19 protein-coding genes are annotated in these 24,607 nt (G+C 37.9%); 18 read left to right on the top strand and 1 reads right to left on the bottom strand.

Annotation, left to right across the window (positions count from 1 at the left end):
• Positions 1–37: 37 nt before the first annotated feature.
• Positions 38–1,315 (bottom strand): metal-dependent hydrolase family protein, encoded by a 1,278-nt coding sequence (locus V6260_RS03570; RefSeq protein ID WP_341592709.1) that lies wholly within the window; start codon positions 1,313–1,315, stop codon positions 38–40.
• Positions 1,316–1,469: 154 nt separating this feature from the next.
• On the opposite strand from V6260_RS03570, the gene V6260_RS03575 reads away from it, so the two are divergent.
• The 18 genes from V6260_RS03575 to V6260_RS03660 all read left to right on the top strand — a co-directional run bounded on the left by V6260_RS03575 (position 1,470) and on the right by V6260_RS03660 (position 24,476).
• On the top strand, positions 1,470–3,311 hold the full coding sequence (locus V6260_RS03575) for a DUF885 domain-containing protein (protein ID WP_341592710.1): 1,842 nt from the start codon (positions 1,470–1,472) through the stop codon (positions 3,309–3,311).
• 97 nt (positions 3,312–3,408) lie between these two features.
• Positions 3,409–3,921: a YcgN family cysteine cluster protein gene (locus V6260_RS03580; RefSeq protein WP_341592711.1), complete on the top strand. Its 513-nt coding sequence runs from the start codon at positions 3,409–3,411 to the stop codon at positions 3,919–3,921.
• Entirely contained in the window at positions 3,921–4,436 is a 516-nt protein-coding gene (locus V6260_RS03585; protein ID WP_341592712.1) for an RNA methyltransferase, read from the top strand. Before V6260_RS03580 ends, V6260_RS03585 begins: the two co-directional genes overlap by 1 nt.
• A 173-nt stretch (positions 4,437–4,609) precedes the next feature.
• Positions 4,610–5,503 carry an ABC transporter substrate-binding protein gene (locus V6260_RS03590; protein ID WP_341592713.1) on the top strand — a complete coding sequence of 298 codons (894 nt, stop codon included), beginning with the start codon at positions 4,610–4,612 and terminating at the stop codon, positions 5,501–5,503.
• Between the two features lie 84 nt (positions 5,504–5,587).
• The gene (locus tag V6260_RS03595; protein ID WP_341592714.1) at positions 5,588–6,844 is read left to right on the top strand and encodes a sugar MFS transporter; all 1,257 of its coding nucleotides are present in this window, start codon (positions 5,588–5,590) and stop codon (positions 6,842–6,844) included.
• 257 nt (positions 6,845–7,101) lie between these two features.
• The gene (locus tag V6260_RS03600; RefSeq protein ID WP_341592715.1) at positions 7,102–8,991 is read left to right on the top strand and encodes a methyl-accepting chemotaxis protein; all 1,890 of its coding nucleotides are present in this window, start codon (positions 7,102–7,104) and stop codon (positions 8,989–8,991) included.
• Positions 8,992–8,996: 5 nt separating this feature from the next.
• Positions 8,997–10,085 (top strand): GGDEF domain-containing protein, encoded by a 1,089-nt coding sequence (locus V6260_RS03605; protein WP_341592716.1) that lies wholly within the window; start codon positions 8,997–8,999, stop codon positions 10,083–10,085.
• A 14-nt stretch (positions 10,086–10,099) separates the two neighbouring features.
• On the top strand, positions 10,100–10,714 hold the full coding sequence (locus V6260_RS03610) for a DsbA family protein (protein ID WP_341592717.1): 615 nt from the start codon (positions 10,100–10,102) through the stop codon (positions 10,712–10,714).
• Between the two features lie 242 nt (positions 10,715–10,956).
• The gene (locus V6260_RS03615; RefSeq protein ID WP_341592718.1) at positions 10,957–11,709 is read left to right on the top strand and encodes a DUF3450 domain-containing protein; all 753 of its coding nucleotides are present in this window, start codon (positions 10,957–10,959) and stop codon (positions 11,707–11,709) included.
• Positions 11,710–11,719: 10 nt separating this feature from the next.
• The gene (locus V6260_RS03620; RefSeq protein ID WP_341592719.1) at positions 11,720–13,087 is read left to right on the top strand and encodes a MotA/TolQ/ExbB proton channel family protein; all 1,368 of its coding nucleotides are present in this window, start codon (positions 11,720–11,722) and stop codon (positions 13,085–13,087) included.
• 3 nt (positions 13,088–13,090) lie between these two features.
• Positions 13,091–13,618: a MotA/TolQ/ExbB proton channel family protein gene (locus tag V6260_RS03625; RefSeq protein WP_341592720.1), complete on the top strand. Its 528-nt coding sequence runs from the start codon at positions 13,091–13,093 to the stop codon at positions 13,616–13,618.
• A 53-nt stretch (positions 13,619–13,671) separates the two neighbouring features.
• Positions 13,672–14,085: an ExbD/TolR family protein gene (locus tag V6260_RS03630; RefSeq protein ID WP_004334764.1), complete on the top strand. Its 414-nt coding sequence runs from the start codon at positions 13,672–13,674 to the stop codon at positions 14,083–14,085.
• A 12-nt stretch (positions 14,086–14,097) separates the two neighbouring features.
• Positions 14,098–14,703, top strand: coding sequence for an energy transducer TonB (locus V6260_RS03635; protein WP_341592831.1), 606 nt, complete (start codon positions 14,098–14,100; stop codon positions 14,701–14,703).
• Between the two features lie 45 nt (positions 14,704–14,748).
• Positions 14,749–16,071, top strand: coding sequence for a tetratricopeptide repeat protein (locus V6260_RS03640; protein WP_341592721.1), 1,323 nt, complete (start codon positions 14,749–14,751; stop codon positions 16,069–16,071).
• A 297-nt stretch (positions 16,072–16,368) separates the two neighbouring features.
• On the top strand, positions 16,369–17,970 hold the full coding sequence (locus tag V6260_RS03645) for a hypothetical protein (protein WP_341592722.1): 1,602 nt from the start codon (positions 16,369–16,371) through the stop codon (positions 17,968–17,970).
• 95 nt (positions 17,971–18,065) lie between these two features.
• Positions 18,066–20,783: a TonB-dependent receptor plug domain-containing protein gene (locus V6260_RS03650; protein WP_341592723.1), complete on the top strand. Its 2,718-nt coding sequence runs from the start codon at positions 18,066–18,068 to the stop codon at positions 20,781–20,783.
• Positions 20,784–21,004: 221 nt separating this feature from the next.
• Entirely contained in the window at positions 21,005–22,144 is a 1,140-nt protein-coding gene (gene asd / locus V6260_RS03655; protein ID WP_341592724.1) for an aspartate-semialdehyde dehydrogenase, read from the top strand.
• Positions 22,145–22,586: 442 nt separating this feature from the next.
• Positions 22,587–24,476, top strand: coding sequence for a bifunctional diguanylate cyclase/phosphodiesterase (locus V6260_RS03660; protein ID WP_341592725.1), 1,890 nt, complete (start codon positions 22,587–22,589; stop codon positions 24,474–24,476).
• Positions 24,477–24,607 lie beyond the last annotated feature (131 nt).

Below are 24,607 nucleotides of genomic sequence, written 5' to 3' on the forward strand. Positions count from 1 at the left end.
ATTGAGGCTGAGTAAACTCAGCCTCAATAGCGTGTATTTACAATTGGTTTTTATATACAACACCTGCTTTCATTACAAAAGGTACAGCCTCTAAGGTTTTAATACTTTTAAGAGGATTTGCTTTTACCGCAATTATATCAGCTGCAAATCCGGTTTTAATTTGTCCTAACTGAGTATCCATTTTTAATAACTTAGCGCTATTAATAGTTGATGCTTGAATGGCTTGTAGTTCTGTCATGCCAAATTCAACCATTCGGCTAAACTGTTTTGCATTATCTCCGTGCGGGTAAATTGCTGCATCGGTACCGAACACCATTTTAACACCCGCTTTAACAGCACGGCTAAAGCTATCACGCTGCCTTTTTGATACTTGGCGTTCTTTATTTAGGTTTTCTTCGTCTACGCCATTTTGCTCACCATAAGTCAAAGTGTACTCGGTGTTATAAATATCCATAGAAAGCCAAGTTCCATGTTCTTTAGCAAGGGCTATGGCCTCGTTATCTAAAAAGCTGGCGTGCTCTATACTATCAACACCTGCTTTAATGGCTGTTTTAATCCCGCTTGTACCGTGTGCATGAGCTGCAACTGGTAAATCTCGCATATGGGCTTCATCAACTATGGCTTTCATTTCTTCAAAAGAATACTGCTGTGCACCTACTTTAGTGCCTTTTGAAAATACGCCACCTGTGGCACAAAACTTAATAGCATTTGCTCCGTATTTAATGTTTTCGCGTACTTTTATCTGCGCAGCCCACGGGCCGTCTGCGACACCACTTGAAGTATATTTAAGCTCAGGAGGTAATCTGTTGTTATCACAATGCCCGCCAGTAATGCCCAGTGATGGGCCTGCAGCCCAAATACGAGGGCCAACTATGTCACCCGCATTTATGCCATCACGCACTGCTATAACGCTGTAACCTTCAGCGCCAACATTACGTACTGTTGTAAATCCAGCTTCTAAGGTTTTTTTGGCAAAATGAGCCGCCTTAATTGCCATTCTAGGAACTGATTGACCTAAGCGTTCACTGCGTGGAACCGTTGGGTCGCTGGTTAAATGCACATGCATATCCATTAAACCTGGCATAAGAGTTAAATCAAGTAGTTGAATATGTTCATCATCTTTAGTAAGTGCTGGCTTTTTATTTTGTTCAATGTTTGTAATTACGCCATCATCAATAGTAATCAAGGGTAATTTAATGAGCGTGCCGCTTTCAACATCAAGCATGGCTTTAGCCGATAGATATGTAACGGCATGAGCATTGAAAGTAGTTAAACAAAGTAAGGCTATAGAGGTGCTGAGTAGTTGTTTTTTCATTTTATTTTTCTTTTAAATCATATTTGAATTAATAGAAATGTAACAAGCTCAGATAAAAGTGCAAATTTAATACGATGAACGCAATCTATCGTAATTACTTTATTAAGTAAGGTTTAATGCGCATAATTTAAAAACGATATTAAAAAGGATTATCATGAAATCAATTAAATTAGCATTAATTGCCAGTGGCGTTATGTTTGCTTTAAGTGGCTGTATGAATACTGGGCTTAGTAAACACACTAATACCAGTGCGCAGTTAAACACAGTTAACGCATCGGCAGGTATTGTTTCAGAGCTTTCAGCAGAGCAACAACTCGATGTACTGGTAGCGCAGTATTACGATGAATCGCTCACATATACCCCCATCAGCGCAACGTACAATGGTCGTAATGAGTTTAACGATCAATTCACGCCCGTGATTTCAAAAGAAAATAGAGCAAAAAAAGCAGCTTTTTATAAAAAATATCAACAGCGATTAAACTTTATAGATAAAGCACAGTTAACAGGGCAATCGCTTTTAAGTTTTGAAATATTAGAGCGTGACCTTGCACTTAAATTAGAAGGCATGGCGTTTCCTGATTATTTACTGCCTATAAACCAAATGGCGGGTGCGCATAATACTTTTGCAGGTTTTGGTTCTGGCCAAAGTGCTCAGCCGTTTAATACCGTTGAAGATTACAGTGCTTTTATCTCGCGTAGTGAAGGTTTTGTTAAATGGCTTGCCAGTGTAGAGCGTTCAATGGCGCAAGGTATTGAGCTCGGTGTTGTATTACCAAAGCCATTGGCCGAAAAACTTGCTCCGCAGTTTAACGTACATATTGTTACCAAAGCCGAAGATTCATTATTTTGGATACCTATCAAAAACTTACCAGCGTCGTTTACTGATGAGCAAAAGCAAACAGTTACATCGCAATACCGTGAGTTAATTATGCAGCGTTTGGTGCCTGCGTATAGCAGTATGACTGAGTTTTTAGTTAAGCAATATACACCCAATAGTCGTTTAACTTTTGGTTACGGTGATTTACCAAACGGTAAAGCGTGGTACGAATACCAAATTAAGAAAAACACGACGCTTAGCTTATCTGCAGATGAAATTCATGACATTGGTTTAAGTGAAGTGTCGCGCATTTTAAGCGAAATGAAAAAAGTAAAAGAAACCGTAGGCTTTAAAGGTGATCTATCTGAATTTTTTGACCACTTACGTAATTCAGACAAGTTTTACTACGACACACCTGAGGAGTTAATTGCGGCATATGAAAACGTTAAGAAAAAAATAGATGCGCGTTTGCCTCTGCTTTTTAACATAGCACCCAAAGCACCTTATATTGTAAAAGCAGTTGAAGCATACAGAGCACAGTCTGCAGCAGGTGCATCATATGCATCTCCGGCACCTGATGGCTCTCGCCCAGGCATTTTTTATATCAATACTTATAACTTAAAAGCACAGCCTAAATTTTTACTTGAAACTTTATCGATTCACGAAGCAGCCCCAGGTCATCACTTCCAAATAGCACTTCAGCAAGAAATAGAAGGCTTACCTGATTTTCGTAAATTTGGTGGTTACACCGTTTTTGCAGAAGGTTGGGCGCTTTACGCAGAAAGCTTAGGCAAAGAGCTAGGCTTATTTACCGACCCTTATATGTGGTACGGACGCTTATCGGATGAGCAATTACGTGCAATGCGTTTAGTGCTTGATACTGGTTTTCATGCAAAAGGGTGGACGCGTCAACAAGGTATAGATTACATGCTTGCAAATTCATCAATGGCAAAGAGCGATGTAATTGCAGAGGTTGAACGATATATTGCATGGCCAGGACAGGCGCTTTCTTACAAGTTAGGGCAATTTAAAATTCAAGAGTTACGTGATTTTTCTAAAAAACAACTGGGTGATAAATTTGATATTAAAGCGTTTCACACGCAAATATTGATTGATGGTGCATTACCAATGCCAATACTAGAGGAAAAAATTAAGCGTTGGGTTAAATCTCAAAGCTAATTTGTAGCACAAAGCCAGTACTTTGAAAGGGTATTGGCTTTGCGCCATTTACACCAATACGGTAGAATGCGCGCTCTTTAGGGGGCACGAGTAAACTATGTTTGATCAACAATTAGCAAATACACAATTTTGGCTTAAAAAAAGCTTAAGCGACATGAGTCAAAACGAATGGGAAGCCATTTGTGATGGATGCGGAAAATGTTGTTTAAATACGTTTATTGATAGCGAAGATGAAGACGAATTTACCGCCACCGATCAGTTACGTGAAGGTGAACAGTTAATATTTACTAATATTGTATGTCAGTATCTCGATAACAACACCTGTGGTTGTAGCGAATACGAAAACCGTCAAACGCTTGTTCCTTCTTGTGTAAAACTCACAAAAGAAAACCTTAAAGACATCTTTTTTATGCCACAAAGCTGCAGTTACCGTCGTTTATACGAAGGCCGGGGCTTAGCTTCTTGGCATCCGTTATTAAATAATGGTGATAAAACAAAGATGCATGAGCAAGGTATTTCTGTAAAAGACAAAACAGTTAAAGATTGCGATGTAAAACTCGATGATTTTGATTTATACATTGCAGAATGGCCAACAAAGGACGTAGATTAATGAGCAAACAACAAGCCGTAATTGGTTTAATTAATCCTAAAAGCCCGACTAATGTTGGCGGTGTATTACGTGCAGCAGGTTGTTACGATGCCAAACAGGTATTTTTCACCGGTAATCGTTATTTAAACGCTAAAAAGTTTCATACCGACACAAAAAATGTAGTGGAACGTATTCCTTTAACCGAAACAGATAATTTAGAAGTAGTAAAGCCAGAGGGCTCAACGGTTGTGGTTATTGAGCTTATTGAAGGTGCAACACCTTTACCTGAGTTTAAACACCCTGAAAATGCATTTTATGTATTTGGCCCAGAAGATGGCTCTGTACCAAAAGACGTTTTAAAGTGGTGTGATGAGGTGGTTTATATTCCAACTATTGGCTGCATGAACTTAGCGGCAACATGTAATGTTGTGTTATACGACCGCCTAGCGAAGATTGGCGGGGTAGAGAGTAGTGACGACACTATTATCAGCTCTCGCGATACAAACAATAAAATGAGATGGAAAAAAACAGATTAATCCTATATTTCTGCTTTTACTACAGAACCTAGTTTGTATTCACCTCAATGTAACTTACAAGCTAGGTTTAGTTCACTAAACATACCTGTCTTTACAAATCTTACCCAATTAAATCATGCAAATACTTAATTTTTTACTAAGCTTGAATAAATTAAACATTTTAAGATATTACAATGCGTTGGTTATTTTTATTAGTTTTATTGTTAGCGAGTAACCCTAGTTATTCTGATTCAACAGTAGAATATTACTTAAATGGAAGTCATCAGGTTATAAACGGCTATAACCATAAATCAGGAATACTGTTTGAGACTGAAAACTCAAAGCAAACTCTTCATTTAGCTACGTTAGACTGGCCTCCGTATATTGGTAATGATTTATGTAAAAAAGGATGGGTATATCAATTTTCAGTGGCGTTGTTAAATAGTAAAGGTTACAGCGTTTATATTGAATTTTTACCATGGGCTCGTGCGGTAAGAAACGTAGAGCTAGGTAAAGCGGATATATTACTTCCTGAATACTTTATTGAAGATACAGCTCCTTCTGATTACGTTACTAATAAAACGCGCCGTGAACTACTAGGATTATCAAATTCATTTGTAGGGGGAAAAATTGCTTTTTTAAAACGCAAAGGTGAAACAGATCGTTTTAAAGGTAATTTAAAATCTCTAAAAGGTCATAAAATAGGGGTCGTACGAGGGTATCAAAACACACCTGAATTTGACGCTATGATGGATAATGGTGAGTTTGAAACGATTAGTGCAGTTGATGATTTACAGCTTGTACAACTTCTTGTTGCCAAGCGTGTAGATTTAATAATTGGTGATCCTCAAGTACTTAAATTTTCTGTGCTGTATTCAACGCTTAGCGATCGCAAAAAGCAGAATCTGTTAAGTTCTATTGAACAAGAAACCTCTCCTTTGCAATACAACCCACTTTATTTTGCCATAAGTAAACTTACACCCTCATGGCTTAATGTTTTAGAAGATATTAATGAAGGTCTATATCAGTTTCACAACAGCGCAGAGACTGAACGAATAATTAAAAGCCTTGCCAAAGCGTGCAATTAACTAGGAACGTTCCTATTTGAGTTTCACCCTATTAACTAATAAACAGGTAAACTTGCCTTAATTTGTTAATGGAGTGAAAACAACGTGAGTGAAATAAATATAAATCAATCATATGGTGTCAATGAGCAATCTAATAAAAATTATCTGTTCCCGTTGACCGCTATGACGACCCTGTTTTTTTTATGGGGTTTTATAACAGTTTTAAATGATGTACTAATACCGCGCTTAAAGGGGGTATTTGACCTCTCTTATTTTGAGGCAATGTTAGTACAGTTTTGTTTCTTTGGTGCTTATTTTATCGTTTCTATACCTGCTGGCATTTTAGTAAAACAGCTTGGCTATAAAAAGGGCATATTAACAGGCTTAATTGTTGCCTCTGTTGGTTGTATGCTGTTTTACCCCGCTGTAGTAGTGCATGAATATTGGCTGTTTTTAGGTGCTTTATTTGTACTTGCTTCAGGTGTAACGGTATTACAGGTGTCAGCCAATCCTTACGTGGCAGCTCTTGGCCCTGAGAAAACAGCCTCATCTCGTTTAAACTTAGCACAAGCACTTAATGCTTTAGGCACAACGGTTGGGCCATATGTAGGTGGTATATTATTTTTTGGAACTGCTGGCACACTCGCGGCTTCCGCAGCTAGTGCTGAGTCTGTAAAAGTACCTTACTTAATGCTAGCTGCTGCCTTGCTGTTAATCGCTATTATTTTTGCATTTATTAAACTACCTGAAATAGACGCGCATAAAGAAGAGAACAATGCCGCCATTGAATCTCGCTCGCTTACGCAAGCACCACACTTAACTATGGGTGTGCTTGCTATATTTTGTTATGTGGGTGGAGAGGTTGCTATAGGGAGCTTTTTAGTTAACTACTTTGGTGAAGCACATATAGCAGGCCTTGAAGAGCACGCAGCTGCTGCACTAATTAGTTACTATTGGGGCGGTGCGATGGTAGGGCGCTTTATTGGCTCAGCACTTTTACAAAAAATTGCACCATCAAAAGCTATTGCCTTTAACGCATTCAGTGTTATTGCATTACTGCTTATTACCATATTTACACAAGGCGATATAGCACTCTATTCAGTACTTGCGATAGGTTTATTTAATTCAATTATGTTTCCAACAATATTTTCTGTAGCAATTGAAAAGTTAGGCTCGCTGACAAGTAAAGGCTCTGGCTGGTTATGTTTAGCAATTGTTGGCGGGGCGCTTGTACCATTACTGCAAGGGCTTATAGCTGATACAGTAAATATACAGCAAAGCTTTTTTGTACCGATGATATGTTACGTATTTATAGCGTGGTATGGCTTAAATGTTACTCGCTTAGCACATAAGTGGAAATAACAGACTATACAAGAGTGACTGAATACGTATTCAGTCACTAATAAAAAAAAATTATCAGGAACGTTCCAAAAAAAAGAAGCGCACTTTATTATATTTACAATAATTAATCAGTTGCATCCCTTTAATATTATTTAATTGGTCTTTTATTGTTATTTTTTATCAAATAACTACCTTCAACCCTTAATTATTAAGACATTTGGCTAAATTTTTGTTAAAACTATAGGGTTAATAGTAATTAAAATGATGAAAGGGCGCATATGTATAACTCGCTAAAATTTACTTCTAAAGTTACCATTGCAGCCTCTTTAATTTTGGTGTTGGTGTTAGGGTTATTTACAATTAATAATTATATAACTATGCGCAGCCAAACCGAGCAGCAATTAGGGCTTGTATTGCAGCAAAACTCCGAATCTGTTTCACAAAATATAGCGAGTTGGTTAAATGCAAAGTTAGCGATTGTTATATCAATTGCTAAAACGCATAAAGCTAATGATTCTAAAGCACTCACCCTTTCACAATTAAATACAGCAGAGCTTGCAGGAAGCTTTAAAAATACGTATATAGGTAAATCTAGCGGCACGTTTATCTTAAACGATCAATCAGTCGTTTTACCTCCAGATTTTAATGCGACTTCTCGCCCTTGGTATAAATTAGTCGAAAACAAATCCACTACCGCATTTACAACTCCCTATATTGATGTGACCACTAATGAATTAACGATATCTGCTGTAGTCCCGATACAGCAAGACGGTCAGTTTAGCGGCGTTGCTGGTGCTGATATTGATATGCAAACTGTAACTAAAATTATTAATGATATTGATTTTTTAGAATTAGGTTATGGTTTTTTACTTGATAATAAAGGTCAAGTGTTAAGTCACCCTAACACGAAGTTAAATTTAAAAAATACGTCAGATATTTTTGGTACTAATACACCTCTAAATAGTCAATTTACTGAATATAATGTAAATGGCGAACTTCAGCTTGTTTCTTTTACAAAAATTAACGGTATTGAAAACGTAAATTGGTATTTAGGTGTTGTTATAAATAAAGACAAAGCATATGCCAGTGTTTCAAGCTTTGGCCAAACCGCCGCTATTTATATGTTGATAGGTATTTTTGCTATTATCATTATGATGCAATTCTTACTTCGTTACTTAATGCAGCCAATGGATCGCTTAAATGATGCAATTAAAGATATCGCTCAAGGCGAAGGTGATTTAACCAAGCGTTTAGCTGTCGAAAATAAGGATGAATTTGGAGAATTAAGTAACTCATTTAATATTTTTATTGAAAAAATTCAGTATTCAATAGAGCAAGTTAAAAAGACTACAGAACAATTAGACACAGTGATTGCAAGTTTAACATCGCAAACACATTCATCATTGACTATGTATGATGATCAAAGCAAACGCACAGATAGTGTTGCAGCGGCCATCAATCAATTTTCGGTAACAGCGATGGATATTGCGAACAATGCAGAAAGTGCATCTCAACTTGCAAAAGATGCTGATGGACACTCAACACAAAACCAAGAAACGCTTAGCCACAGTGTTGCAACAATCCACCAGCTTTCAACTAACATGGAGCAAGCTCAGCAAACTATAAATAGTTTAAATACGCATACAGCCAGTATTGGCCAAGTGCTTGAAGTTATAAAAGGTGTAAGTGAGCAGACAAATTTATTGGCACTTAATGCCGCGATAGAGGCTGCGAGAGCTGGAGAGGCGGGACGCGGTTTTGCCGTTGTAGCAGATGAAGTTCGTCAATTGGCGCATCGAACCCAACAATCTACACAAGAGATTGAAGATACTGTAAGTCAGCTACAAAAAGGCTCAAATTTAGCTGTAGACTTGATGAAAACGAGTCTCTTGTATAGTGAAAAAAGTGTGCAGCAAGCGGATGCTGTTGGCAACTTAATGAACCATGTCACAGATGCAATTAAACAAATTAACAATGCAAATCATTCTGTAGCTAATGCGACTGATGAGCAGAACCAGGTTGTTATGTTGTTGGATACTGATATTCAAACAATAAATGAACTTTCTATACAAGGTAAGGCTAATTTGAATAGCACATTAAATGAATGCACCAAACTTAAACAACAGTTTAGTACCCTAGAAAATATGGTTAGAAAGTTTAAAGTGTGAATTCAATGAATAAAAATAATATAAACAAACCGAATTGGCTTAGCTTGATAAATATTGAAAATGTTTATAGCTCTGACAAGCAACGCAAAGCGTTTTCTTTATTTACCATGATTGGGATATCCATCGTGGTGATTACACTTTTAGTCTTTGTGAATTATCAGGTTTATTCATTGCTCCTTACGGTAGCGTTAGTTATTGTTAATATTACGATTATTAGTTGTGCTGTGTATTTTATTAAAACGGGTAAGCTTGAAATTGTTGCTTTGATAAGTATGAGCATTGTATGCATGATGTGTGTGGCATTAGCTTATACCGGTGGAAAAGAGAATACAGCACTCTATTGGTTAATGTTTTATCCTGTGGTTACATTTGCTTCTTTAGGAGTAAGAGCAGGTAGCTGGTTAGGTCTGACTTTACTACTTTGCTGTGTGTTTATTTTATATGGGCCTAATTTTGGACAAGTTTATTATGGGGAAGTGGAAAAATCTCGCTTCTTAGCAGGCTTTACTTTGGTATTTGTATTTTCTTTTATTGGTGAGTACTTTAGATATCGAAGCCATATGTTTATTGCTGATATTGCGCTAGAGCAAACACAGGATGCATATACTGATCAGCTTACTGGTGGTGCTAATCGGCGTTTTATAACGTCTCACTTTCTAAAGTTAGCTGAAGAAAATCCGCGTGACTATTTGCCATTCTCGATTTTATTGCTCGATTTAGATAATTTTAAATCTATAAATGATACATATGGTCATGATTTTGGTGACACTGTATTGATCGAATTTACTAAATTGCTTGATTCTCAATTTCCTACTTCGTCAGTAAAAGCTCGTTATGGTGGTGAAGAGTTTGTAGTGATATTACCAAAAGAAGTAAGTCAAAATGCTGCTAAAATGGCGGATGATTTTCGAGATTGTGTAAGTAGGCATATTATTTTGACATTAGATCATCAACAAGTAGCGCTAACGTGCAGTATTGGTGTAGCACAAGTTGATAATGTTGCAAGTTACACTGATGGATTTAAGCAAGCGGATCAATACTTATATAGTGCTAAAGAACAAGGCAGAAATAAAGTTGTATCTGTTCATAGTTAAGGTTTAAGGAAAAAATGACTCATAGTAAACTCATTTATGTACACGACCCAATGTGTAGCTGGTGTTGGGGCTATTCTCCAACCTGGCTTAAACTAAAATCAGAGCTTGATAGCAAAGTAGCAATTGAATATAAGGTTGGCGGTCTTGCTCCTGATAGCCATGATCCAATGCCACAAAATATGAAAGAGATGCTTGAGGGGACTTGGCATAAAATTTCAGCGCAGTTAGGTACGCAATTTAATTATGATTTTTGGCGTAATTGCCAACCTAGGCGTTCAACTTATCCCGCATGCAGAGCTGCACTTATAGCGCGTAAAGCGGATAAAGAAGCTCAAATGGTGGCTGCAATTCAACACGCTTATTACCTAAACGCACAGAACCCGTCTGATGAAAGTACATTAATTAGTTTGGTTGAAAAAATTGGCTTAGATGAAGATGAGTTTTCGGAGCAGTTAACGTCAAACGAGCTTAATGAGGAGCTCAAAGCGGAGTTATCACTTGTTCGTACATTACCTATTCAAGGTTTTCCTTCACTAGTGCTTATAAAAGATAATAAAGCTTACCCAATTGAAATAAATTACACCGATTGGCAATATTCTTTTGATCAAATTACGTCAATATTAAACTGATTTTGCTTGAATAAACGGGTGTTTGATCAATAAACACTCGTTCTCTTGTTAAAACCCCTTCGTAAGTCTCAATTGTTACAACTGTCATAAAAGCGACTTTTTTACGCAACATCCTTGTAATGTTTCATCTATAAACTTCTGCTCATTGAAATTATTAAGTCATAAATTATTTTTATAACTCAGTTTATGATCTTAAAAAACAAACTAGCAAATCCGCTAACTAACGAGTAAAGGTGTATGCGATGAAAGGCGTTAAACCATTAATCTTAGCTGGTATTGTAGCCGCAAGTGCAGCAGTACACGCAAACGATTTAGATAAGGTTATTGATAAAAGCAGTGAAATTAATAAATCAGCTGCGCAATCACAAACTAAAATAGACAAGATTGCAGATTCAATGCAAGGACGTTTACAGCAATTTAAAACTCTCAATACAGAAATTGATGGTTTAGCTGTTTACAACGCCCAGCTAACTAAACAATTAAATAATCAAATAGAAGAGATGGAATCTTTAAACCTGTCCATGGATCAGGTTTCTATTATTGAACGTCAAATTACTCCACTAATGCTTAGAATGATTGAAGGTCTAGAGCAGTTTGTATCTCTAGATATTCCATTTTTAACTGATGAGCGCACTAAGCGCGTTACGTCTTTAAAAGAAATGATGAATCGTGCTGATATTAACTCAAGTGAAAAGTTTCGCCGTGTACTTGAAGCTTATCAAGTAGAGGTAGACTACGGGCGCACTATTGAAGCTTATACCGCACTTTTAAATGTGGATGACAAAGAGCGTGAAGTTGATTTTTTACGCATTGGCCGTTTAGAGCTTATTTATTTAACACGTGATGGAAAAAATGCAGGTAGTTGGAATGCAGATACAAAATCATTTGAAGCGTTACCAGACTCAGCAATAAGCCAAATAAATAAAGGTTTACGCATTGCGCGTAAACAACTTGCCCCAGATATGTTAACTCTGCCAGTACATGCAGCAGAATAAGAGGTTAAAAATGAAATTGTTTACCCAAATGACAAAAATAGCTCTTTTTGCTTCAAGCCTAAGCATTACTGGCGCAAGTGTAGCGGCAGAGCCAATGAACCTAGATTCATTACTTAAAACGCTCGAAAATGGTAAATCAGAACAAAGGGAGCAAAATAAGCAACGTGAGCAAGAGTTTGCGGCTCGTCAAAACGAACAAGTACAAACGCTTAAAAATACCCAAGCTAAGCGAAATCAAATGCTGGTGGAATCTGAGCGTTTAGAAACACAATTTGAAGAAAACGAAGTAAAACTAGCTAACCTAACAGACACGCTTTCTAAACGTATGGGCTCGCTAAAAGAGTTATTTGGTGTGTTACAGCAAGTAGCAGGTGATTCTAGTAATAAATTTGCTACATCGATTGTGTCGGCTCAAATAGACGGGCGCAGTACGTTTATGGATGAACTTGCTCAAAAAATGGGTTCAACGTCAAAACTTGCTTCAATAGAAGATATTGAAAAAGTATGGTTTGAGCTGCAACGTGAAATGACTGAGCAAGGTAAGGTAAGTCGTTTTAACGCAAGCGTCATTGTTGAAGGCGGTACTAAAGCACAGCAAGAGGTTGTGCGAGTGGGCGCATTTAACCTCGTATCAAACGGTAAATATTTAGAGTTTAATCCATCGACTAAAACATTAAGTGAATTAACTCGCCAGCCAGTATCGCGTTTTACCGCAACGGCTGAGGATCTTCAAAGTACTAAAAGCGGTGTGGTGCAATTTGCACTAGACCCAACTGGTGGCTCTATACTTGGTTTATTAGTACAAGCACCCGATACCCAAGAGCGTGTTCATCAAGGTGGCACAGTGGGCTATGTGATTTTAGGCGTAGGTGTTATTGCACTTCTTATATCACTTGAGCGTTTTTTCTCATTATTAATCATGGGCGGTAAAATTCGTCGCCAGCTTAAAGATACAGTTGCACGTGATGACAATCCGCTTGGACGCGTAATGAAAGTAAAAGATCAATTTCCAAGCGTTTCACACGACACACTGGAGCTTAAATTAAGTGAAGCTATTTTACGTGAAATGCCAAAAGTGACGCGTAATTTAACACTTATCAAAATCATCTCTGTTGTTGCACCGCTGTTAGGTTTATTAGGTACGGTAACCGGCATGATCAATACATTCCAAGCAATCACCTTATTTGGTACTGGGGATCCTAAGCTTATGGCGGGTGGTATTTCTCAAGCGCTAGTAACAACGGTATTGGGCTTAGTGGTTGCTATACCAACGGTATTTTTATACACCTTACTTAATACGCGCGCTAAAAATATCTTGTTAACTATTCAAGAGCAAAGCGCCGGTATTATTGCCGAGCGTAGCGAGAAGGGAGCATAAACCATGGTGCTATTGATTGATTCAATCAATGCTATCCGTGATTTTCTCGACACTGGCGGCCAAGTTCTCTTGGTCATCGGGGTGTTAATCTTCGCGATGTGGTTATTGATACTCGAGCGATTTATTTACTTTTTTAATGGTTTTAGAAACTACAAACACGCTCTTAAAGCCGATTGGATTAACCGTGCAGAACGTGATAGCTGGAATGCAGAGCAAATACGCGAAGCGATGATATCGCGAGCTAGTATGCGCTTAAATACCAATCTATCTTTGATTAATGTGATGGTTGCTTTGTGCCCACTACTTGGTTTGTTAGGCACGGTAACGGGCATGATAGAAGTGTTTGATGTAATGGCAATTACCGGCACTGGTAGTGCGCGTTCAATGGCGTCAGGGGTATCTAAAGCGACTATTCCGACAATGGCAGGCATGGTCGGTGCGTTATCAGGGGTATTTGCCTCAACGTATTTACAACGAAAAGCTAAGCGCGAAGTAGAACTACTACAAGACACTATGGTTTTAGACCATTAAGCAAAATTTTGATAAGCGGCTCTTATAAAGCCGCTCATCCTAGGAGAATAAAAATGAGAGCCCCGTTAGGAAACCTATTTCAAGAAGATGAAGCTGAAGAAATAAACATGACCCCAATGCTAGATGTTGTATTTATCATGCTTATTTTCTTTATTGTAACTGCCTCTTTTGTTAAAGAAGCAGGTATTGATGTAAACCGCCCAGAAGCAGCTACAGCTGTAAAAAAAGAGCGTGCAAATATTCTAGTAGCGATTTCTGATACAGGCGAGATTTGGATTAATAAACGCCAAATTGATGTACGTGCAGTACAAGCAAATATAGAGCGATTAAAAGCAGAAAATCCACAAGGTAGCGTTGTAATCCAAGCAGATAAAAAAGCCACTACCGAAATGTTAATAAAGGTGATGGATGCCTCGCGCGCTGCGGGCGCATTTGATGTATCAATTGCCGCACAAGATGCGTCTTAAGGGCTAGTTATGTTGCGATATTTAGTTGCATTAGTGATAGCCGGTGTAGTGACCTTTATGTTGTTTTTAGGTATGCAGGCACTTATTACTGGCGGTGAAGGCGCTATGACGGATCCAGTAAAGGGTAATGTACTTGATTTTGTTCGCTTGAAAAAAGAGGAAACCGTACAAAAAAAAGAGCGTAAGCCACAAAAGCCACCAACACCAAAAGAGCCGCCACCACCAATGGAGTCACCGCAAATGCAAAGTAGTGATGCTACGGCAAATGCTAACAACTTTGACTTTGGTGCTAATGTAGATGCGGATGTGAATTTAGCTGGCGGGTTAGCGCTTGAAACAAGTGATGGTGAATACTTACCGATTGTAAAGGTAGCACCTGTTTATCCGCGCCGTGCGTTATCACGAGGTATAGAAGGCTACGTTATTGTTGAATTTACAGTAACTAAACAAGGTACTGTACGCGACCCACAAGTAGTAAAAGCAGAGCCTGAGTCACTCTTTGATAGAGCCGCGATGGATGCAGCCCTTAAATTTAAATATAAACCGCGCGTAGTAAATGGTGAAGCCGTTGAAGTGGCGGGTGTTCAGAACAAAATATCTTTCCAAATTAGTGGTTAATTTAGTAATTAACCACGAGTAAACGGACAGAAATGCGAGGCGATTATGAAATTACACCCTACAGCTAAATTTTTAAAAATAACATTATTTTGTACTGCTGCAGTAAGTGCCAGTATTGTTATACCAAGTACGCTAAGCTTAGTGCCAGGGCTTAACGTAGCTACTGCACATGCAGAGCAAAAAACAAAGCGTGTACCTGCGCTACGTGAAAAGGTTTATAGCCAGCTTGCTCGAGCACAAAAACTTGCTGACGACGGCGATGTTAAAGGCGGACTTGAAGCACTTAATAGCATTGAAGAGCGAGCTTCAAGTATGAATTCGTACGAAATAGCAATGATGCATAACTTTTATGGGTTTATTTATTACAACGAAAACGATTTACCAAAAGCGATAGCCTCGTTTGAAAAAGTGGTAGCAGAGGAAGCAATCCCTGAGTCGCTACGTTTAAGCACTACGTTTAGCTTGGCTCAACTGGCTATGGCTAATAGTGATTACACTAAAGTTATCTCATTTTTAGATGACTGGGACAGTATTAACACAAAGCCTAAAACAGAAGGCTATTACTTATTAAGGGCTCAAACATACTATCAGTTAAAAGATTACGAAAAAGGGCTTGAGTACATATCTCAGGTTATTGCTTTAAGTGATAGCGAAGACAAAATCCCTAAAGAAAACTGGTTAGTACTACAGCGTGCAATGTATTACTCGCTTAATCAAACTGACAAAGTTGTTGAAGTGCTTGAGCGCATGGTAAAGCTTTATAACAAGCCTGAGTATTGGGTGCAGTTATCGGGGATGTATGGCGAAACAGGCAGAGAAAAACAACAGTTGGCGGTTATTGAAGCTGCCTACCAACAAGGGTTTTTAACCTCTAAATCTGATTTACGTCAATTAGCACAAGTTTATTTATACAATGGTTTAGCGTTTAAAGCTGCAAACGTTATGAGCGATGCTATTGAAAAAGGTATCGCGGAGCAAAACGCTAAAAACTATGCCTTTGTAGCTGAGGCGATGATTCAGGCAAAAGAAGATGAAAAATCAATAGATTACTTTGTAAAAGCAGCCGATTTATCACCTAGTGGTAAGTATGATCAACGTTTAGCTGAAGTGTATGTCAATACTGAGCAATATGAAGAAGCGGCCGATGCAGCACGTAAAGCACTTGATAAAGGAGACCTTGATTTTGAATCAAATGCATTTGTTGCACTCGGTATGGCGCAGTATAACCTACAAAACTTTGATGCCTCTATTTTAGCGTTCGAACAAGCTGAAAAACATAAAAAATCACAGCGTTTAGCGCAGCAATGGATTAAATATGTAAAGCGCGAGAAAGTACATGCCGAAACACTCAGAACAGCGTTACTGTAAATTTTACTAATTCCTGCACACGTATAAGTAGAAATTATATAGCCATTACATAATCGTAATACCAAACCGCCTCATGGCGGTTTTTTTGTAGCTATAAAAAGTAACCAATTGATTTTATGAAAGTAATATTGTCATCTTACGGTTACCAAACTGTAACTACTTTGTCATATCACTACAGTATCTTACCTACATTCGATAACTCAAGTCACCTTAATGCATGAGTATCGTGCTTTAAAGTGACTTAAGTTTTTACTTAATACGCTAACAAAATAATTAAATACTTTAACGGAGTGAACAATGAAATTATCTGATTTATTCAAGGTCAGCCTAGTAGCAACTGCAATGTCACTAGCCGGCTGTGGCGGCGATATCGAAATTACACCAACCGTAAACGATAACAGTTCGACAACAGATAACAGTGTTAATAATTCAAACAATTCAAGTGGTTCAACCACTGATGACGAGGTTGTTTGTGCAAGCTATGAATCAGATGCAGGTACGGTAACGGGTATCGTTAGCGGAGTTGATTGTTTATATAACGACTCTTTCGCTAGCAAAACGATTTCTATTACAAGCAATATTACATTTGCAGAACTACCAGATGGCGGTGTGCATGTTTTTGATGATGCCCTGCAAATTGGTGAAGATGGTAGTACTGTTGATGGTTTTGATATCCCAGTGAATGGACCAACAATGACTGTAGAGCCTGGCGCTATTTTAGCATTTGGTTCAGGTGAAGCTATAGTACGTATTGCACGTGGTGCAAAAATTCAAGCGGTTGGTACACAAGAAAAACCAGTAGTATTTACATCAGCAAACGCATTTGACCGTTTTGACACCGCTGGTGAAGGCGCACGTTACGCTGACTGGGGCGGTATAATCATTAACGGTAACGGTATTACTGACCAATGTACTGATGCTGAGCGTGATGGTGGGACTTGTAATGTAGCATCAGAGGGCATAACTAGCTACTTTGGTGGTAAAGATAATGCAGATTCTAGCGGTAACATTAAATGGGCTAAAATTTGGTATGCTGGTTCAGGTCCTCGTGTTGGTGGGGAAGGCGATGACTTAAATTCCTTAACGTTAAACGCTGTTGGCTCTGGCTCTGAGTTTGATTACTTACACATTCACCAGGGTTTTGATGATGGAATTGAAATTTTTGGTGGCGCTACAACGCTTAAACATGTTGCAGTAACAGATACGCAAGATGATTCATTTGACTTTGATGCAGGTTGGCAGGGTAAAGCTCAATACTTATTTATTCAGCACGGTACTGTAACGTTAAACGACGGCACAGTTGTAAACATGGGTAACAATGGCTTTGAATCTGATGGTGTTAAAGGTGCATCTTCTGAGCAAGTTTCTCCCTCTAACCCAACTGTTGCAAATGTTACTGTAATTACGACTGATGGCAACTCTGTACGTGATGATGACCCTTCACAAGCATACAAGTTTGATGATCAGTTCAATTCAAGTATTTACAACGCCGTTATTATTAAGAAAAACGCGACAAATACACAATGTATTGAATTCTCTGGTGACGGTGAAAAGCAAGCAGACAAAATTTCATTCACAAGCTCTGTTATGGCGTGCTCTGCAAACTTTACTGATACAGATACGTTTGCAAGTGGACCATTAGAAGGTCAAACCAAAACAGCATGGTTTGAAAATAATGATGCCAATCAAATACTAACTGATGACGTGATGCTTCTTGCAGATAATGGTTTTGCTACTAACACAGCAGCTAGCGAAGTAACGGTTATGGCCACTGATTTAAGTACAACAGATTCATTCTTTGAAAATGTTAACTACATTGGGGCAGTATCGGATCAGGATACAGATTCTAGCTGGTATAAATGGGTTCAAGCGGCTGTTACAGCAGCAAATGCTGACTAAGTAATTGCCATTTATAACATCTAATTAAAGGCGCCTTGTGGCTTGTATATTAAGCGTCAGGCGCCTCTTTTGTATAACCTGATTAGGACTATCTCATGTCTAAAAAACATAGACTCAATCAAATTACTTGGGCAATCGGCTTAGGCTTAGTTACACAGTCTACAAGCCTTATTGCCGCCCAATCGGATGAACAGTTAACAAACTCACAAGAAATAGAAGAAGTGGTTGCTGTTGGAACGCGTTTACAAGGAAGTGCGGCCGCTGTTGTAGAAGAGCGTAAAAACCAAGCATTTGTTGCTGATATTCTAGGCTCTGAGCAATTAGCGCGTACTGGTGATAGTGATGCAGCATCAGCACTACGCCGTGTAACAGGCTTAACGTTAGTTGATGGTAAGTTTATTTATGTACGTGGTTTAGGCGAGCGTTATTCAAGTGCTCGATTAAATGGTGCTTATATTCCAAGCCCTGATTTAACACGTAATGTAATTCCACTCGATATATTTCCTGCCAGTATTATTGAGAGTATGGCTGTTCAAAAAGCATATTCGCCAGATATGCCCGCTGCATTTGGTGGCGGTAATATTGATATAAGAACTAAAACAGCGCCTAGTGAATTTACTGCAGGATTTGAAGTAGGCGCAGGATACGACACCGCATCAGGAGATGGGTTTACGTATAATCGCAATGAAGAGGGCATTCCAGAGGCTTTAAACAATGCTATTTCTCAATACCGAGGTAACTTTGGTATTGGTAATATAGTAAGTCGTGAAGGTTTTGTGGATGCTGAGCAAACCCGCGCTGAGCAAGCGACAGCGATTAACAATGCATTGTTAAAATCACTGCCACGTGCGTATGAGTTAAAAGAGGAATCGTTAGACCCTCGTTATAATGTTAAAGCGCATTATGGCGATAGTTTTGAAGAGTCTTACTTTGGCGGAAAATTTGGTTTTTTATTGGCTGGCGCATATAAAAATGAGTGGGATTTTGAAGAGCGTTTTAGCTCTGTAATTACTCAAGATCTTGAAAATCAAGATGGTTCAATTGATTGTACAACTTCGCTTGCCACAGCAGATGATGTATCTAACTCGTGCTACAACACAGTCAAAAATTCGCAGGTAACTACTGAGACTGAAAGTTATAACGGATCGCTTAGCCTTTCTTATACGCTTGGCACACATAGCATTTCAGCTCAACAGCTTTATATTATAGATAATGAAGACGAGTCAGAAATTGCTATTTCGCAAAGCCCTGCAGGCAGTTCTACGTTTAGTATTGCAGGCGATGGCGTTGCAAATCGTAACCATGCGTTTAATTACGAAGAGCGCCAGTTAAATATTACCCAATTTATGGGGCAGCATACTTTTTTAGATTACATGGGATTAGGTGTTGACTGGCAATACACTGAAGCTAAAGCAACGACTGATATTCCTACTAGTGCTGATTTTGAATTCCGTGATAGCTACAACAGCGATGGTAATTATGCGGGTTCGACTATTACCGGTGATGATAACCGCGTAATTATGTCTTATACCAATATGCAAGAGCGTGTAAAATCATATGGAGGTAATTTAACTTTACCACTTACGTTTGAAAGCATGGAAGTTGAACTTAAAGTTGGCTACGATTTTTCTGATAGGGCGCGACTATTTAATACCTCAAGTTTTGCTATTAACAACAGTGGTGGTTCTGGTATTTCAGTAAATGATGGCACCAATGATGCACTTAATAATAGCGGCTTTTTAACTGACGATTTTATTAATAATAACGCTGTTTTAGTTGATTTTAATGAGCCAACAGCACCGGATGCCGATGATTATATTGCGGCTCAAAAGGTGGATGCTGGTTATGCATCGTTTGATATTTTCTACGAACAGTGGTTAAGAATTAGCGGTGGTATTCGTTATGAAGAGTTTAAGCAAACATCAATTGGTACATCTAGCCTTATCTTTGATGAAGAAGACTTAAATACGTTTTACGACCCAGATAAAATTGCCGCAGGTTCAGTCATCACAGATGATTGGTACCCAGCACTGTCTGTTACTTATGTAGGCGGTGATGATTACCAAGTACGCTTTGGTTATGGTGAAACGGTTGTTCGACCTGATTTCCGTGAAGTTGTACCGGTAACTTATTACGATCCATTAACCGATATTAGAACATTTGGTCGAACAGGTATTAAAAGCAGCCCGATTAAAAACTATGACTTACGTTACGAATATTACGGCGATGTAGGTAATTCATTTAGCGTAGCTGCGTTTTATAAAGATATTACAGCACCAATTGAAACCGTTCTAAATATTGGTGATGAAGATTACTCTGCATCATTTATTAACGGTGAAACAGCAGAGGTGTATGGTGTTGAAGCTGAATGGCTACAAGACCTAACGTTCGTAACTGAAGGCTTATTTACCAGTGGTAACATAACGATAAGTGATTCTGAGGCATCTATTGACCCGGCGCTTGCAGGGACGCTAACCAATCCTAAAAAACGTATGACGGGTCATTCTGAATATGTTGTGAATTTACAGCTTAATTATGATTCACTTGATGGTATGCACAGTAGCTCACTTGTTTATAATGTGTTTGGTGAGCGTATTTTAGCAGCAGGTGTTGCTAATCGTGACGATGCTTACGAGCAACCATTTCATTCACTAGATTTAGTTTATACGTACTACCCAGATTTTAATTCTAAAGTTAAGTTCAAAGTTAAAAACCTACTTGATGAAGATCAAGAAGTAACACAATCAGATATTATTGTACGCTCTAAAGAGCAGGGCATTACATTTGACTTAAGTTACAGCTACGAGTTTTAAGCGTTTACTTTTATAAAGTAAAAACCTAGGGAAGGGATAAACAATAAAAGCAAACTACCCATTAGCCCTGTGTTTATAGCAGGGCTTTTTTATGACATGAAAAAAATTTAAGTTTCGCTTTATTCTCTAGTTTTAGAGCGCGGGTGATGTTAGGTTAGCGTTAATAAAAATTAAATCTCACGCAATGAATTTTTAATTTTTAATGTATTAAGGCATCTTTTATGAACCAAACAGTGGAACAAACAATGAAAAAAGTAGGATTAGTCGGTTGGCGTGGCATGGTTGGCTCTGTGTTATTAGAACGTATGCAGCAACAAAGTGATTTTGCCCATATCGACACCACCTTTTTCACCACCTCACAAGCAGGTCAATTAGGCCCAGATATAGCCGGCGATGCAAAACCATTACTTGATGCAAGTGACATTAGTGAACTTGCAAAAATGAATATTATTGTTACTTGCCAAGGCGGTGATTACACCAATGCGGTATATCCAAAACTTCGAGAGTCGGGTTGGAATGGTTACTGGATTGATGCAGCTTCAGCACTGCGTATGAGTGAGGACAGCATAATAGTGCTTGATCCCGTAAACAAAGATGTTATTGAACAAGGCTTAATGCAAGGCGTTAAAACCTTTGTGGGCGGTAACTGTACTGTATCGTTAATGCTACTTGCATTAGGCGGCTTGTTTGAGCAAGACCTAATTGAATGGGTAAGCCCAATGACTTACCAAGCAGCCTCTGGTGCTGGTGCACGAAATATGAAAGAGCTTATTGCACAAATGGGCGCTATTCATGCAAATGTTGCAGATAAAGTAGATAACCCAAGCTCTGCTATTTTAGAAATTGATAAAATAGTCAGTGAAACAATGGCGTCAAATGACTTACCACAAGACCAATTTGGTGTGCCATTAGCGGGCAGTTTAATCCCGTGGATTGACGTACCTATGCCAAGCGGTCAGTCTAAAGAAGAATGGAAAGCGCAAGTAGAAGCCAATAAAATTTTAGGCTCTTCTAAGCAACCAGTACCTATTGATGGTTTATGTGTACGTATTGGCGCTATGCGTTGTCATTCACAAGCGATGACCATTAAATTACGTGAAGATATTAGCGTAGAAAAAATTGAAGAAATTTTAGCGTCTCATAATGAGTGGGTTAAGGTAATTCCAAACGAGCGTGAAATTAGCGCCACAGATTTAACACCGGTTAAAGTAACGGGCACTTTAAGCATTCCTGTTGGGCGTATTCGTAAATTAGCGATGGGACCAAAATACATTAGTGCATTTACAGTTGGCGATCAGCTGTTATGGGGAGCGGCAGAGCCGCTTCGTCGTATGTTACGAATTATTGTTGATGCTGAATAATGAATCAAGATTATAACTTTGAACAAAAAGGATTAGCAATTTACTAGGCACTGTTTATCTTTTGAGGTTGAATTTTCAGCTGCGTTTTTAGGCCATAAAGCGCCTATGTAGTATGGTTATTTTCCATCAATAGACAATAGCGGATAAATGCCAAACATGAATAGTCTCTTGGTTCATCCTAGAGGCTACATTTACTTATTGTTGCTTACATGGATGTAAGCGAATAGGTTGCACACCTCGTACCTTAATTAAATTACTGCTATAGAACAGTCTTTAATCTTGGAAGATCAACAGGCTTCCCATTTTTGACCTGATTGTTGTTTTGACCGTATTAAAAAAGAAGTGGGAAGCTTTAATAGTACTTTTTTATGAATTTTTTCTTTTGTTTATTACTGAACTTAAGTAAACTGTTTACATAAAGCAGCCTATTGAGTCTAAATTCATGTCCACTTATATAAATAATTTTGCCAATAAGCGATTAGCATTTGTTAGTTCATATTTTAGCTCTGCAATTGCGATAAATACGGTTGTTTCTTGTGTTCTTATTTTTAGCAGCATTAATCACAGCGCATCCCAAGAAAAACTATATTGGTTTTTTACGCTAACATTTATTTCATTGCTTAGAGTAGCTAATCACCTATTTGTTAGTAACACCTACACGTTTAAATATAACCTGTATTTTATTGGTTTATTATTAACCGCACTCACTTGGGCTGCATTCCCTGTTCTGTTTTATGAAAATATGGGGATACAAGAGAAATTTGTATCTTTAGTGGTCTTTAGTTCACTAGCTGGTGGAGGCGTTAATGTTTTAGCTTCAGATATTCGATCATCACTATCGTATATAACATGCCTACTTGTGCCTTTTAGCATTTTGTTACTTTTACAACCTATAGAAGATGAAAGAGTTTTAGGTGTATTAGGGCTCGTTTTGTGGTTTATTTTGTGTTTTATAACTGCTGTACGTAGTGCAAGAGATGTTAAATCGTCAATTAATAATGAACTTAAGTTAGATCAATTCATTGAAAATTTAGAAAATGAAGTACAATCACGTACCGAGCAAATTATCCTTTTAGAGCAAAAAGATAATCTTACTAAGTTGTTTAATCGCGGAAGTTTTGTCTCTAATGTAGAACTCGATTTAGTGAATGAGAATAGTGATATTAAAGCTGTTTTATTTTTAGATATGGATGATTTTAAAATCATCAACGATAAATATGGTCATGAATTTGGTGATTATGTACTAGCTCAAATAGGTAAGCGGTTAATAGATGCACAAACTAAGGGGGACTTTATTGCTTGCCGATGGGGAGGGGATGAGTTTATTTTCTATTCTCGTAATGCCACGGAAGACGAGCTATATGATTGTATTTTTAGGTTAGTCAAAACTTTAACTCAAACTGTTTCTTTAAATAGTTTTCGGGTTAAGCCTTCTTTTAAGATAGGACTATACTTTACTCGTAAAAATTTTGAGCTAGAGCAAGCTATTAAATACGCTGATGTTGCAATGTATGATGGTAAAAGAAGCCGTAACGAAGTTTCTGTGTTTGATGAACGAATGTATGATGCGTTAAAAAGAGAAGATACTTTACGTAATGCAATTCATAAGTGTATTGATAAAGGTGACTTCCACCTTTGCTATCAACCCATTGTTAATATGATTGATAATAAGATAACGACGTTTGAAGTATTGCTTCGTTGGCAGTTTAATGATGAATTTATTCCAGCCTCAGAATTCATCGATATCGCAGAACGATATGGAAAAATTAACCAACTCGGTGAGTTTGTACTCGAACAATCAATTGCTAGCTTGGGTAAATTAAATGAAGTTGATCCGAGTATTGCGCTCTCTATTAATGTTTCAGTCTTACAGTTAGAAAATCATAACTTTTTGATTATCTTAACTGACTTATTAAAAAAATATGCAGTAACTCCAAGCAACGTACATCTAGAAATCACCGAAACTGTAATGATTAAAAACCTAGTATATTTGTCTGAGGTAATCACACAAATAAAGGAGACAGGCGTTCGCATTTCTATTGATGACTTTGGTACAGGATTTTCTTCGATATCTGTTTTAAAAGAGCTCTCAGTCGATTACATAAAAATAGATAAGTCATATATTGATAATATCTGCGAGCACTCTACAGATGAAAATATTGTCTCGGCCGTAACCAAAATGTCACATATGATTGGTTGCCAAGTTGTTGCTGAAGGCGTAGAAAATGTTGCACAGCTGGCATTATTGAAAACCTTGCATATTGATAAATACCAAGGGTTCTTATTTAGTAAACCAGTTAAGTTTACAGACGCTATTAAATTAATAGGTTAATTACTAAAGCTAGTAGTTATTGTAAAATGGATAGCCTAGGTTTTATATCTAACTTATTTTTACTTTTAAGGTAAGTACCTTCTCACTTTATCTTGCTACTAACCGCCCCTATTTTAACTTTTTAGCCTATC

The sequence above is a fragment of the Pseudoalteromonas aliena genome, from assembly GCF_038155085.1.
Taxonomy (GTDB): Bacteria; Pseudomonadota; Gammaproteobacteria; order Enterobacterales; family Alteromonadaceae; genus Pseudoalteromonas; species Pseudoalteromonas aliena_A.